Annotated in this window: 14 protein-coding genes; 12 read left to right on the forward strand and 2 right to left on the reverse strand. The window is 33.7% G+C overall.

The genetic code is table 11. From position 1 onward, the window contains the following. The first annotated feature begins 18 nt into the window (after positions 1 to 18). The 7 genes from porV to Z053_RS0123130 all read left to right on the forward strand — a co-directional run bounded on the left by porV (position 19) and on the right by Z053_RS0123130 (position 7,710). Complete coding sequence (gene porV / locus Z053_RS0123095; protein WP_025667335.1) at positions 19 to 1,194, forward strand: type IX secretion system outer membrane channel protein PorV; 1,176 nt, start codon at positions 19 to 21, stop codon at positions 1,192 to 1,194. 198 nt (positions 1,195 to 1,392) lie between these two features. Continuing rightward, positions 1,393 to 1,902, forward strand: a complete 510-nt coding sequence (locus Z053_RS0123100; protein ID WP_323754786.1) for a cytidine deaminase — start codon at positions 1,393 to 1,395, stop codon at positions 1,900 to 1,902. 149 nt (positions 1,903 to 2,051) lie between these two features. Then, on the forward strand, positions 2,052 to 3,053 hold the full coding sequence (pdhA, locus tag Z053_RS0123105; protein WP_025667338.1) for a pyruvate dehydrogenase (acetyl-transferring) E1 component subunit alpha: 1,002 nt from the start codon (positions 2,052 to 2,054) through the stop codon (positions 3,051 to 3,053). Between the two features lie 3 nt (positions 3,054 to 3,056). Beyond that, on the forward strand, positions 3,057 to 4,664 hold the full coding sequence (locus Z053_RS0123110) for a pyruvate dehydrogenase complex dihydrolipoamide acetyltransferase (protein ID WP_025667339.1): 1,608 nt from the start codon (positions 3,057 to 3,059) through the stop codon (positions 4,662 to 4,664). An 80-nt stretch (positions 4,665 to 4,744) separates the two neighbouring features. Further along, positions 4,745 to 5,716, forward strand: a complete 972-nt coding sequence (locus tag Z053_RS0123115) for a M28 family metallopeptidase (protein WP_025667340.1) — start codon at positions 4,745 to 4,747, stop codon at positions 5,714 to 5,716. Between the two features lie 66 nt (positions 5,717 to 5,782). Beyond that, positions 5,783 to 6,463, forward strand: coding sequence for an SDR family NAD(P)-dependent oxidoreductase (locus Z053_RS0123120; protein ID WP_025667341.1), 681 nt, complete (start codon positions 5,783 to 5,785; stop codon positions 6,461 to 6,463). A gap of 455 nt (positions 6,464 to 6,918) precedes the next feature. After that, positions 6,919 to 7,710: a hypothetical protein gene (locus Z053_RS0123130; protein ID WP_035096610.1), complete on the forward strand. Its 792-nt coding sequence runs from the start codon at positions 6,919 to 6,921 to the stop codon at positions 7,708 to 7,710. Between the two features lie 82 nt (positions 7,711 to 7,792). Here Z053_RS0123130 and Z053_RS0123135 read toward each other — a convergent pair whose 3' ends face one another. Both Z053_RS0123135 and Z053_RS0123140 read right to left on the reverse strand, forming a co-directional pair. Further along, a complete protein-coding gene (locus Z053_RS0123135) occupies positions 7,793 to 8,251 on the reverse strand; it encodes a hypothetical protein (RefSeq protein ID WP_035096611.1) in 459 nt (152 codons plus the stop codon). Continuing rightward, positions 8,248 to 8,793: a hypothetical protein gene (locus Z053_RS0123140; RefSeq protein ID WP_025667345.1), complete on the reverse strand. Its 546-nt coding sequence runs from the start codon at positions 8,791 to 8,793 to the stop codon at positions 8,248 to 8,250. The genes Z053_RS0123135 and Z053_RS0123140 overlap by 4 nt, the downstream gene beginning before the upstream one ends. A gap of 494 nt (positions 8,794 to 9,287) precedes the next feature. Here Z053_RS0123140 and Z053_RS0123145 point away from each other — a divergent pair, with 494 nt between their 5' ends. The 5 genes from Z053_RS0123145 (at position 9,288) to Z053_RS0123165 (ending at position 14,027) form a co-directional block, all read left to right on the forward strand. Next, positions 9,288 to 10,175, forward strand: a complete 888-nt coding sequence (locus Z053_RS0123145) for a DUF4349 domain-containing protein (protein ID WP_025667346.1) — start codon at positions 9,288 to 9,290, stop codon at positions 10,173 to 10,175. An 83-nt stretch (positions 10,176 to 10,258) separates the two neighbouring features. Continuing rightward, the gene (locus Z053_RS0123150; RefSeq protein WP_025667347.1) at positions 10,259 to 10,855 is read left to right on the forward strand and encodes a SprT-like domain-containing protein; all 597 of its coding nucleotides are present in this window, start codon (positions 10,259 to 10,261) and stop codon (positions 10,853 to 10,855) included. A gap of 2 nt (positions 10,856 to 10,857) precedes the next feature. Continuing rightward, entirely contained in the window at positions 10,858 to 11,937 is a 1,080-nt protein-coding gene (locus tag Z053_RS0123155) for a mannose-1-phosphate guanylyltransferase (protein ID WP_025667348.1), read from the forward strand. Between the two features lie 6 nt (positions 11,938 to 11,943). Continuing rightward, positions 11,944 to 13,389, forward strand: coding sequence for a DUF389 domain-containing protein (locus Z053_RS29215; RefSeq protein WP_035096613.1), 1,446 nt, complete (start codon positions 11,944 to 11,946; stop codon positions 13,387 to 13,389). 191 nt (positions 13,390 to 13,580) lie between these two features. Beyond that, a complete protein-coding gene (locus tag Z053_RS0123165; protein WP_025667349.1) occupies positions 13,581 to 14,027 on the forward strand; it encodes a hypothetical protein in 447 nt (148 codons plus the stop codon).

Below are 14,027 nucleotides of genomic sequence, written 5' to 3' on the forward strand. Positions count from 1 at the left end.
ACTCAATTTTTAAAGGATATGAAAAGATTATTAACCCTTAGCCTATTGTGTGTTACAGTTTTCACTTTTAAAACTCAGGCTCAGGAACAAAACAGGGCAATAACAACTGCTACTCCATTTTTATTAATAGCTGCAGATGCAAGAGCGGCTGGTTTAGCAGACCAGGGGGTTGCTACTTCTCCAGATGCATTTTCACAACAATGGAATCCGGCTAAATATGCATTCATAAAAAACAAGCAAGGGGTCGGGGTTAACTATACTCCTTACTTAAGTAATCTGGTTAATGATATATTCTTGGGGAATGTAAATTATTACAATCGTCTTAATGAGCGAAGTGCTGTAGCAGCGAGTTTTAGATATTTTAGTTTAGGAGATATAGAGTTTAGACAAGGACCTAATGATGAGCCTAATGTTCAAAAGCCAAATGAATTAACACTTGATGTTTCATATGCATTAAAACTTAGTGATAGGTTTTCTATGGCTGTAGCGGGGCGTTATTTACGTTCTGATCTTAGATTACAAGGTTTGGGAGCAGATGCTAGTGCAGCAGGGAGTTTTGGTGTAGATATTGCTGGTTTTTATAGAAGTGATGAGATTGCTTTTAATTCTTTTAATGGTAGATGGAGAGCAGGAGCTACAATTTCTAATATAGGACCAAAAATAAAATATGATGATGCAGGTCAAGAAAACTTTATACCTACTAATTTTAGATTAGGAGCTGCATTCGATTTTATTCTTAATGAGGATAATCGAATTACACCTTCGTTAGAGTTTAGTAAATTACTTGTGCCAACTCCTTTGGATAATACTATAGATAGAAATGGAGATGGTGTTGTTGATGGAAACGATACAACTATTGCAAATAACGAATACAATGATATAAGTGAATTTGGAGCTATCTTTTCTTCTTGGGGAGATGCACCAGATGGGTTTAGTGAAGAATTAAAAGAAATTACCTGGGCATTAGGTGCAGAGTATATGTATCGCGATGTATTTGCTTTTAGAGCAGGATACTTTAATGAAGCAGAAGAAAAAGGAGCACGTAAATTCCTATCTTTAGGTGCAGGTTTCAGATATAATATTGTAAACTTAGATATATCTTATTTATTTTCTACCTCGTCTGTTAGAAGTCCACTTGAAGGAACACTACGTTTTGGTCTTTCCTTTAATTTTGGAGACGAATATTACGACTAGAAAATATCGTATACTAATATAATAAAGTATCAAGCCGAAGGGTTTGATACTTTTTTTGTTTATAGTACATTGTAATACTTTTATTTGTAGTTCAAATTTAGGAATACGATATGCTTTGTAGAGTTTTTAAAGGCTATGTGAGTTAAACAATACTGTATGAAGAGTTAGAAAGTAATATTAATAACACATAAAACGAGCATTAAGAAATTACTAAAATCTAAACGTGTGAAAGAAATAGAAATAAAATCTGTCTTACAGGTATATGATTCATTTGATGAGTTACCAGGAAATATTCAGGAATTGATGCAGCAATCCATTACTATTAGAGATAAGGCATATGCTCCTTACTCTGAGTTTTTGGTCGGAGCAGCACTTTTATTAGAGAATGGAGAGGTGGTTTTAGGAAATAATCAGGAAAATGCGTGTTATCCCTCGGGATTGTGTGCAGAACGTACAGCTATATATTATGCAGGAGCTAATTTTCCTGAGGTTCCTATTGTTACTATGGCACTTTCTGCTAAATCGTTAAAATATCAATTATTAACCCCGACACCTCCTTGCGGTGCTTGTAGACAGGCAATAGCAGAATATGAGGTAAAACAAAATATGCCAATAGCTATTTATTTTATGGGAGAAACAGGAAAAGTAGTTAAATCATCTTCTTTATCTAATATATTGCCACTTATTTTTGATAATTCATATTTATAACGTTTTCGTTGATTTTATCTGCAAACTCCTTTTTCCTTAATTTCGAATATGTTATTTTTGTTTTTCGTTCTCTTAAAAAATAAGAGAAAAAATTAAATAATGGCTAGTTTTATAGCTAGTTTTTTTTAGACATACATCAGTACAACTAAATGAAAAAGATAACCAAAGATGTTTACCTAAATTGGTACGAAGAAATGCTTTTCTGGAGAAAATTCGAGGATAAGTTAGCTCAAGTTTATATTCAACAAAAAGTAAGAGGTTTTTTACACTTATACAATGGTCAGGAAGCAATTTTGGCGGGGGCTTTGCATGCTATGGATCTTACTAAAGATCGCATGATTACAGCATACCGTAATCACGTGCAGCCTATTGGTATGGGTGTTGATCCAAAACGGGTAATGGCAGAGTTATACGGTAAAGGTACCGGTACTTCTCAAGGTTTAGGAGGGTCAATGCATATTTTTTCTAAAGAACATCGATTCTATGGAGGACATGGAATTGTCGGAGGACAAATCCCTTTGGGAGCAGGTTTAGCATTTGCAGATAAGTATAATAAAAGAGACTCGGTTACACTTACTTTTATGGGTGATGGAGCTACCAGACAGGGATCACTACATGAGACGTTTAACTTAGCAATGCTTTGGAATTTACCAGTAGTATTTTGTGTAGAAAATAACGGTTATGCAATGGGAACATCTGTAGAAAGAACAGCTAATCATCCAGATATATGGAAGTTAGGGTTAGGATACGAAATGCCATGTGGACCAGTAGATGCAATGAATCCAATAAAGGTTGCTGAAGCAATGGATGAAGCGATTACCAGGGCAAGAACAGGTGGTGGACCAACATTTTTAGAACTCAAAACATATAGATATAGAGGGCATTCTATGAGTGATGCACAAAAATATCGTACCAAGGAAGAAGTAGCAGAATATCAAAAAATAGATCCGATCACTCAGGTTTTAGATATTATTAAAGATAAAAAATATGCTACCGATGAAGAAATTGCAGTGATAGACAAACGAGTAAAAGATAGAGTGGCAGAATGTCAAAAGTTTGCCGAAGAATCACCATTCCCTGAGAAGAATGTGATGTATGACGTTGTATACGAACAGGATAATTATCCATTTTTATCACACAAACCACAATAAATTATGGCTACAGTAATTAATATGCCGCGATTGAGCGATACCATGGAAGAAGGAGTGGTTGCGAAGTGGCTTGTTAAAAAAGGAGATAAAATTAGCGAAGGAGATATCCTTGCTGAAATAGAAACAGATAAAGCGACAATGGAGTTTGAGTCTTTTTATGAAGGAACACTACTTCATGTAGGGATCGAGGAAGGTGAGACAGCTCCGGTAGATCAATTACTCGCAATTATCGGAGAAGAAAACGAAGATATTTCTGATTTATTAAACGGAAATACAACACCCGATACAGAATCGGTAAAAGAAGAAAAAGTAGAAGAATCAGCACCCGTTTCAAATCAAACTGCTACAATTCCTGATGGCGTAGAGATTATTACTATGCCACGTCTTAGCGATACAATGGAAGAAGGAACCGTAGCTACCTGGTTAAAAAAAGTAGGAGATACTGTTGAAGAAGGAGATATTCTAGCCGAAATAGAGACAGATAAAGCTACTATGGAGTTTGAGTCATTCTATAACGGAACCTTGTTGCATATTGGGATAGAAGAAGGGCAAACTGCTCCGGTAGATGTTTTATTGGCAATAATTGGCCCTGCAGGAACAGATATATCTGCGCTTAAAGATGGCGTTCCTGTAACAGCAGCAGCAAAAGATGCTGCACCTGCAAAAGAAGAAAAAGCAGAAACAACAGTTGCAACTTCACAAGGAAATGGAACATCGGGAGGGCGAATATTTGCTTCTCCGCTAGCAAAGAAAATAGCAGCAGATAAAGGAATAGACCTTTCTCTGGTAAAAGGAACAGGCGAAAACGGGCGTGTTGTTAAGAAGGATGTAGAGTCATTTACACCTTCTGCAGCTAGTGCTGGTACCTCACAACAAGTTAAAGAAACAACTTCTGCTCCTGTAGTACAAACATATACGCCAGCAGGAGAAGAAAGTTTTGAAGAAGTGAAAAATTCGCAAATGCGTAAAGCTATTGCAAAAAGTCTTTCGGCTTCAAAATTTAATGCACCACACTACTACCTTACTATCGAGGTAAATATGGAAAATGCAATGGCATCGCGTAAGAAGATTAACGAATTACCAGATGTTAAAGTATCTTTTAATGATATGGTGGTCAAAGCATGTGCATTGGCACTTCGTAAACACCCACAGGTTAATACGCAGTGGACAGATGTAGCAACCAGATATGCTAAACATATTAATGTTGGGGTCGCTGTAGCGGTACCAGATGGATTGGTAGTTCCTGTTTTACCTTTTACAGATCATATGTCTCTTACTCAAATAGGAGCTAAGGTTAAAGATTTAGCAGGTAGAGCCCGTAATAAAAAATTAACTCCGCAAGAAATGAGTGGTAGTACATTTACGGTGTCTAATCTAGGGATGTTTGGAATCCAGGAATTTACTTCTATTATTAATCAACCTAATTCAGCTATACTTTCGGTTGGTGCTATTGTAGAAAAACCAGTTGTTAAAGATGGTCAGATTGTAGTTGGTAATACAATGAAAGTGACCTTAGCTTGTGATCACAGAACTGTAGATGGAGCAACAGGAGCTCAGTTTTTACAAACGTTAAAACAGTATCTTGAAAATCCGGTTACTATGCTTGCGTAGATGACTGCTATTATAATATTCATATTCAATCCTGCTTCTAATGAAGCGGGATTTTTTATCTTTATCCAAAACATATTTTTATGAAAAAGAACATATTGATCATCCTGATTTCGATTTTATTTATCAATTGTAAGCAAGGAACAATTGCTCAACCACAAGCTAAGACAGCAGAAAATGCTTCTATAGAAAAAACTAAAGTTTCTGATGTTGCGGCTATAATGAATTTTTTAGCTAGTGATGAGTTGAAAGGAAGAGATACCGGAAGCGAAGGTTTAGAAAAAGCCGCAAAATTTATTGAAGAAGAGTTTAAAAAAAATAAGATAGCACCTTATTTTGAAACTTATAGAGATGCTTTTGATGCAAAAGGAACAGCGACATATAATGTTGTTGGATTTCTTAAAGGTACAGATGATAAGTTATCAAAAGAATTTATCATATTGGGAGCACATTTTGATCATATAGGTACAGGAAAAGAAGTTAATGGTGATGTAATTGCTAATGGTGCTAATGATAATGCAGCAGGAAGCAGTGCAGTAATTTCTCTGGCTAAACAATTTGCTCAATTAAAAAATAACAAACGTAGTATTCTTTTTGTGCTGTTTGGCGCAGAAGAAAGAGGATTACTGGGGTCGGCACACCTTGCAGAGGTACTAAAAGAAAAGAATATTAATGTGTATGCTATGGTTAATTTTGAAATGATAGGAGTACCATTAAATGATAAACCATACAAAGCCTATATCACAGGATATGAAATGTCTAATATGGCTCAAAAAATGAATGAATACGCAGGATCAGAGCTGATAGGGTATTTGCCAAAAGCCAAAGAGTTTCAACTGTTTAGAAGAAGCGATAATTATCCATTCTATGAGCAATTTAAAGTGCCTTGCCAGACGATTTCTACCTTTGATTTTACCAACTATGACTATTATCACCATGTAGATGATGAAATATCTGAAATGAATTTTGAGTTTATGGCAGAACTTATTAATAGTTGTTTTCCAGTACTTACAAAAATGGCAAATACATCGGATAAAGAAATTAAGTTGAATTAATAAAAAGAAATGGTCTGAAAAGTCAAAAAAGATATGATTTTTCATGTGACTTTATTTTAGAGAAGAATGAAAAATATCATTATAACAGGTGCAAGTAGGGGTATAGGGTATGAAATGGCAAAGCTATTTGCCGACGAAGGTCACCAGGTGTTGGCATTATCAAGGAATGAAAAGCCTATCGATGCTCTTCAACATAAAAATATACATACATTTTCTTTTGACATCTGTAACCCAAAAGATCTTGAAAAGATGAGTAGCTACATCTCTTCTTCATGGAAACAGGTAGATATTTTGATCAATAACGCCGGTAAATTACTAAATAAACCTTTTGGTGAAATCTCTACTCAGGATTTTGAAGAAGTATATAAGGTAAATGTTTTTGGAGTAGCCGAAATTACACGTTTGACTTTGCCACATATGAAATCAGGTAGTCATGTAGTTACTGTAAGTAGTATGGGGGGTATACAAGGGAGTATGAAATTTCCTGGGTTAGCCGCCTATAGCTCTAGTAAAGGTGCTGTGATTACCTTAAACGAACTATTGGCAGAAGAGTATAAAGAAAGTGGTATTGGTTTTAATGTGCTTGCTCTTGGAGCTGTGCAGACCGAAATGCTGGAAGAAGCATTTCCGGGGTATCAGGCACCTTTAACAGCTGTAGAAATGGCAGAATATATAAAAGGATTCTCTTTAACCGGAAATAAATTCTATAACGGAAAAGTCCTTCAGGTGTCTAGTAGTACACCATGATCTCATGAAACCTCACAGGTTTTAAAAACTTGTGAGGTTTCCTTTGTTATGTAGCAACAATCGTTTAAAAGTATGTCGATGAATATGAAAAATACTTTTGCTGCATATTAGTTTGTTTTCCTTCTATTTTTAATATAGACTACAATAATCAACTGCATATAATATTTATTGCCAGAAGTAATAGTTTGATTTTTTAAATAAAACAGATAATGGTTATTCATTAAATAAGTGATGGATAACCATTATCTGTTTTGATGGATATGCATATAATGTGTAAGGTATTCTTTTGTGAAAAAGGGGATATTTCCCCCTTTTTACTCAAAGGAAAAAGAATACATTTACATATGCTATTAAGAGTTTTAAAGGCGCCAAAAATGATTAATAGCACCCTAACCAAAACTATAGGCGAACTCCGAAAAGCCTTAAATAGAGTAGGAATCTTAAAACCATAAAAAATGAAACTAATTATTAAATTCTGTGCAGTGTCAGTTATGATGCTTTTTGTCTTTACAAGTTGTAATAAAGACGAATTAAATATTGAAGAACCTGGTGTAAAATCAACTAAAGATCTTCAGAATAAAGCTTCGGAACAAGGAATTGTAGAAATCGTACACAATTATGATTATTACGGGGAAAAATTTAAAGTCCTTTATGTTTTAGATACCAAGGAATCTGAAGTAGTAAAAGTGGACGGAGATGTACAAATGGCAGAGCGTATTTTTGGAAAAAAAGATTCTCCTCAAGGATTATTTTTTGAAGATCAAAAAGAAGGAGAAACAACCATTAATGTAAAAGTTTTTAATACTAATGATGAGGTAGATGAATATATAGTTAAACTAGCAGGGGATTTTCCTAAAGAAAGATCAGAACAACAAGTTACAAAAGGAGCTTGTGTAGATGGATCGATTAATGGTACCGGAAACTTTTATTTCTACTATCATATAAACTATGTTACAGAAATGACTGGTATACGTAGAACTAATAAATACTATTATAAAGATTGGAATTTGGGAGGATACAATGATCATATGTCTTCTCTTAGACTTACTAAGCCATGGGGGAGAAGAGCGTATGTAAGATTATACCAGCATAGTTGTTATAACGGCAGAACCTTAAATTTTTATTCTCCATATTATCAAACTGTTGCCGGAGCAAATGATTTAAGAAATTATACCTTATCGGGATGGTGGTTCTGGAAAAAATCATGGAATGATAAAACATCATCATATAGAGTTTGGGCTTGGTAAACAGATCCTTGACCATACTATATCTTTGATGTTGTAAATAGAATTAGAGAAGCCATCGATTATGCCTTAATCGATGGCTTTATTAATTTTGGACACCTTCTGCTTTTTCGAACTCTATTTTATGTGTTTTAAAAACTTTGTTGTCAATAGTAATGATAGATGTTTTGATCAATGTAATAATAGTATCAGTTTGGTGTTCAAGAACAACTTGTGTTGTTACTTTTTTTACAGAATCTGAAACCGTTTCAAAAGGAGTGATAAAATTAATATGTTTAAGTTGGGCTCCTTCCTTTGCAGAGAGGAATTCATTTTTATTTGTATCGATAGTAAAATCGGGATTGGTCTTGGCTAATGTTTTTTTGTCTAGGTATTCCTGAAGTTTTTGAGTAATGATAAGAGTGTAGGCATCATCCTCAGAAAGGTCAGATTGCACTTCTACTTTTTCAAAGCTCTCTGCAGCATCCATTTCCATAGATTTAGACGTATTATTGGCACAGCCTAATGAGAATAAAAGCACTATGATATATATGAGTCTTTTCATGATTTTATCCTGAATTTTAGTTTAACAATCTGTCCATTTAATCTTCGGGATTCTATAATCTCAATATTTTTTAAGCTTTGTGTTGGTGTAGTTAGTTTGTTTATAAATTCGTCCTTGGCATACATTTCAATACCTAATCGCTGTGGTAGTACCTGAAAAATAGTGGCATCATTAGCAATTATTCTGGATAACTCTTTTCGTCTGTTTTTCCAATCATTAACTTTTCCGTTAGCATAATAATGAAGCATTAAGGCATAGTCATCTGTTTTAATATGTACATCTTCACGGCGATCAGAAGAAGCAATTCGATATATAGTATCGGTCTTATGGTAAGGAGACTTGACTATAAAGCGAATAAAGTCATCTTTGGTTTTCCAGGTAAAGCAACCTGTGCTATCACTTTTTGAATAAAAAGGAGATTCCTCATCGTTTAGTATAATAATATCAATAGGAATTTTGGTAATAGGTCGATTTCTATCCTGGTCGATAAAACAAAAACTAAAGGTGTTCTGCTTGGGAATTAAGAAATATACTAGAATCAATACACCAAGACTTAAGGGTGCAACCCAAAACCATTTAGGAATATCTATTGTCTTTGCAGGGGTTGAAGAAATGGTGTGATTACTTTTAAAGTCGTTCCAGTTTTTATATTCGCAATATTGTGAGAGTAGATTAAGGATATCAACGCGAGGTAATTTTTCTGAAGAATTTTTAAAATAACTATAGAAAGATTTTTCGCTAATCGAAGCTTTTACTTGTTTTTGTAAATCTTCCTGAAACCATATAATATCCTGCCCTTTCCATTCAGAAATATCATAACTCGAAGCAGTATTCTCCTTTAGGAACCGTTGTGCAACAGCTTTTTTAAGGAGATCGAATAGTATTTTTTCTTCAGAAGTTATAATTGTAATATTTTGATAATGAGTTATTTGTGTTTTGTAAAATGTTTTACAATCCCTTTACAAGTATTCTACAATAGATAGATAAGGTTAGCTTTTAAGTTTGTTTTCAGTTTAACAAGATAAAAAATATAAAAATGAAAACGAACAAATTTAAAATAAGCAGAATAATAATTTTAATTGGAATTACCGTATTAGGATATTCTTGTGCTAATAGTGAAAACAAATATGCATTAGAATCAGAACATATTATGTTAGAAGATACAGGAGAAACTCCTGTATTGTCAAGTATTGAATCTGGAGAACAAACAAAAGAAGCTACACTACTGGATAGTGATAGAATGAAAACTAAAAAAAACAATGTAGATGCTACCTTAAAGATTATTAAGAATGCTAATTGTAGAATTAAGGTGAAAGATGTTGAAAAAGTAACAGTATTGGCTAAAAAAATTGCGTTAAAATACCAAGGATATATTTCTGATGAGCGATTTACAAATACAAATTATACTAAAGAAAATCGTTTTACGATCAGAATTCCTCAAAACCAGTTTGATACTGTTTTGGATAGTGTATGTGGATTGGCAGAATTCGTGGATTATAAAAATATATCTACAGTAGATGTAACCGAAGAATATATTGATATTACATCACGATTACAAACAAAGTTAGATGTAAAAGAGCGTTATGAAACCATTTTAAGAACAAGAGCTAAAACGGTAGAAGATATTTTAAAGACCGAAGAAAAGCTTAGTTTGCTTCAGGAAGAAATCGAATCTGCTCAGGGAAGATTAAAATATTTAAGTAATAAAGTGTCTTATAGTACGGTTCAGGTAGATGTATATCAAACTATAATACCAAAAGATGAGCCTGTAGGATACGAACCTCATTTTTTAGATAAAGCGAAACAAGGGTTGTCTTTTGGTTGGTCGATTATAGAAAACCTAACATTACTATTGTTTTATATCTGGCCATTATTAGTATTGGGGAGTGTAATCTTTGTTTATTTTAAATGGATAAGAAAGTAAAAATATTAGATTAAGCGTGCCATTCTGGTGCGCTTAATTTTGTATTTTGCGTAAGTAAAAGGAAGATTAATAATTTTGGGCATTTGAAAGAAATATTGAAGAAATATATTCCAGAACGATCTGTAGATAAAGTGTTTGATCTTATCATAAAATGTAATGTACATCTTAAAATCGTTAATGAAAGAGTTACACGACATGGGGATTATCGCAAAATGCCAGATGGGAGACATCAGATTACTGTAAATGCATCTCTTAATGAGTACCGTTTTCTCATTACCTTGATTCATGAAATAGCACATCTCGTAGCTTTTGAAAAGTATGGGCGTTATATAAAACCACATGGAATAGAATGGAAAAGAACCTTTCAGCAATTAATGTTACCCTATATTAATCCCGAAGTGTTCCCAGCTAAATTATTACCTGTTATAGCACATCATTTTAAAAATCCAAGAGCAAGTAGTGATACCGATGAAAAATTATCATTAGCATTAAAACAATATGATCCTGCTAATGATAAAAATTATATCTTTGAGTTACCCCTCGGAAGTGTTTTCCGTTTGTACAATGGAAAAGTCTTTAAGAAAGGTAATAAGAAAGTAAAACGTTATGAATGCGTAGAACTTAATACTGGCAGAATTTACCTTTTTAACCCAAACGCAGAAGTCGAATTATTAAATTGATTATGAACAAAGATTATTATGCAATATTGATGGCGGGAGGAGTAGGGTCAAGGTTTTGGCCTGTGAGTACTTCAGAATTCCCAAAACAGTTTCACGATATGTTAGGAACAGGAGAAACGCTGATCCAACGTACATTTTCACGTCTGGCTAAGATTGTTCCCAAAGAAAATATATTTATTCTTACCAACGAGCGATATAATGATCTGGTTTTAGAGCAGTTACCAGAAGCAGAGCAACGACAGGTAGTAACCGAACCGGCAATGCGTAATACAGCACCATGTATCCTGTATGCAGCATTAAAAATCCAGAAGGATAACCCTGATGCAGTAATGGTAGTTGCGCCTAGTGATCATTGGATCGAGGATGAAGATGCATTTATAACAAATCTAGAATATAGTTTTACGGCATGTTTAGAACATGATATTTTGATGACCTTAGGAATTCAACCCACATTTCCTAATACAGGATATGGTTACATCCAATATGATAAAGAAAGTGAAGAAGCTAAGAAAAAAGTGACCCAATTTACAGAAAAACCAGATTATGATACTGCCAAAAAGTTTTTAGGTGAGGGAAACTATTTATGGAATGCCGGGATTTTTATTTGGAGTGTGCAAAGTATTATAACAGCTTTTGCAGAATTTCAGCAACAAATGATGGCTTTATTCGAAAAAGGGTCAATGGTCTATAATACAATGCAGGAGAACGATTTTATACAAAAAAATTATCCACTGGCAGAGAACATATCTATCGATTATGCTATTTTGGAGAAAGCAGATAATGTATACGTACTTCCGGCAACTTTTGATTGGAATGACTTGGGAACCTGGGGGTCGTTATATGATAAATTAGATAAAACAAAAGCTAATAATGCTGTAGTTAATGCCAGAGTATTACCAGAAGATGCATCTGGTAATATGATTAGAACATCTGATGATAAAATTGTGGTAGTCGATGGACTTAAAGATTATATTATTATAGATAAAAAAGAAGTGCTTTTAATTTATCCCAAAAAGAAAGAACAGGATATTAAAAAGGTACTTAAAAAAGTAAAAGAAACCTACGGAGAACAATACGGATAAAGTACAATGACAGAAAATACAAATCAACCCGTTCCTGATCAGGACGAGATGGCAGAAACAATAAAGAGAGATGCTAAAGGCCTTTTTGCCAGCGCTAATACTTTTGTTAGAGAACTATTAGACATAAGATCAGAGACAGATAAGGATCAAACAATAGAGGATGTTAAAAATGATATCCCTTTTAAAGGACATAACGCCTGGATTCTTATTTTTTCGGTATTTGTAGCATCTATTGGTCTTAATGTAAGTTCTACGGCAGTGGTGATAGGGGCGATGTTAATTTCTCCATTAATGGGACCAATTGTTGGAGTTGGATTATCTATTGCTATTAATGATATTGATACATTAAAAAGATCTCTGGTTAATCTGGGTGTGATGGTAGGACTAAGTGTCCTTGCGGCCACATTATATTTTTGGGCTTCCCCCTTAACAGAATTAACTCCCGAGTTAGAATCCAGAACAGCACCTACTATTCTGGATGTATTAGTTGCAGTTTTTGGAGGTTTGGCATTAATTGTCGCCAAATCTAAAAAAGGAACAATGCCTAATGCTATAGCAGGAGTAGCTATTGCTACTGCGTTAATGCCACCTCTATGTACGGTAGGGTATGGTATTGCAGAGTGGAAATTAGAGTATGCCCTGGGAGCACTGTATTTGTTTTCTATTAATGCCACATTTATTGCATTATCTACATTTATCGTTTCCAAATTATTGCGTTTCCCGATGTTGCGGTATGCTAATTCTGCAAAAAGAAAACGTATAGCACGACTTGCTTCTTTACTAGCAATATTGGTAATGATACCTGCTAGTTATACATTTTATGTAACTCTTAATGAGAGTAATGCAGAACGGGATTATAAGGCATTTAAAGCTAATGAAATTGATGCTAATGAAAACTTGTACCTCAGAAAAGATTTCTATGATTATAATAATGAATCTATAAAATTATATTTTGATGGAGAGATTAATGAGGCTACCGTGAGTGATTTGCAAAATGAAATTAAAAAATATACAAGTATTAGTGATTTTGCATTGGCAATAAATGGTAATAAGTCGAGAGGTATTGATCAGATATCCAAAGCATATGATAGGTCTATAGTGCAGTTAAATCGTGTAGAAAAAGAAAATGATAAGCTTCTGGATGAAATTGAAGATCTTAAGATTAAGATAGCCGGTCTAGAAACTCAACTTAAAGAAGCAAATAAGGTAGTTCCGGTAACTGTAATGCCATATGCCAGTATAGCCAAAGATGCAAAAATACGATTCCCAGACCTGGCAGAGCTAGGATATGGTGAGGTACAAAAATCAAATTTCTTAAAAGTAGATACTGTGCAAGTTATCTTTCCTAGATGGAAATTTCAGGTATCCGATAGTCTTAATGCTATTAGGGTGAATAAACTACAAGAATGGATTACCAAAGAAATGAAAGCAGATACATTGTATGTAGAATAAATTTAGTAGTAAGAATTTTTATACTCTTATAATGCCTGTAATCCCTTAGTATTCTTAATGATCGCATAAAATGTTTTTAAATTTTAATCCTTGTAAAGTGTAAAGAAATATCAAGTGATGTAAAATATTTTTTACATTAAGTAAAAAATTATTACCTTTGTGTTGTATTTTGTTAACTTATATAAAAACATATGACAACACAAGAAAAACGACCAATTGTATTTTTGATCATTGATATTATCACATTTCTAAGTTATTATATCGTGCTATTAAATGTTTATACTAGCAAGGTTATATCTATGGGGGAATTGCCTTTTTGGGGAGCTTCAATACTGCTGTTTATTCCCATAATGATTATTTCACGAATTGTTTTGTATGTGCTATACAGCATAATGAACTCTGTTATGACTAAAAAAGAAGAGGATAAGTTTCTTACCGATGAGTTTGGTCAATTGATCAAACTTAGGGCAACTCGAAATTTCAATAACACATTTATGATTGGTTTTGTAATAACGATGGGACTTCTCGTTCTGGGAATATCAATTACGACTATGTTCAAGCTTCTATTCCTTTCGATATTTGCTGCTTTTGTAGTCCAGAATCTATCTGAATTTTATTATGCAAAAAAAAGTATTTAA

It is taken from the genome of Aquimarina megaterium XH134 (assembly GCF_000520975.1).
GTDB lineage: Bacteria > Bacteroidota > Bacteroidia > Flavobacteriales > Flavobacteriaceae > Aquimarina > Aquimarina megaterium.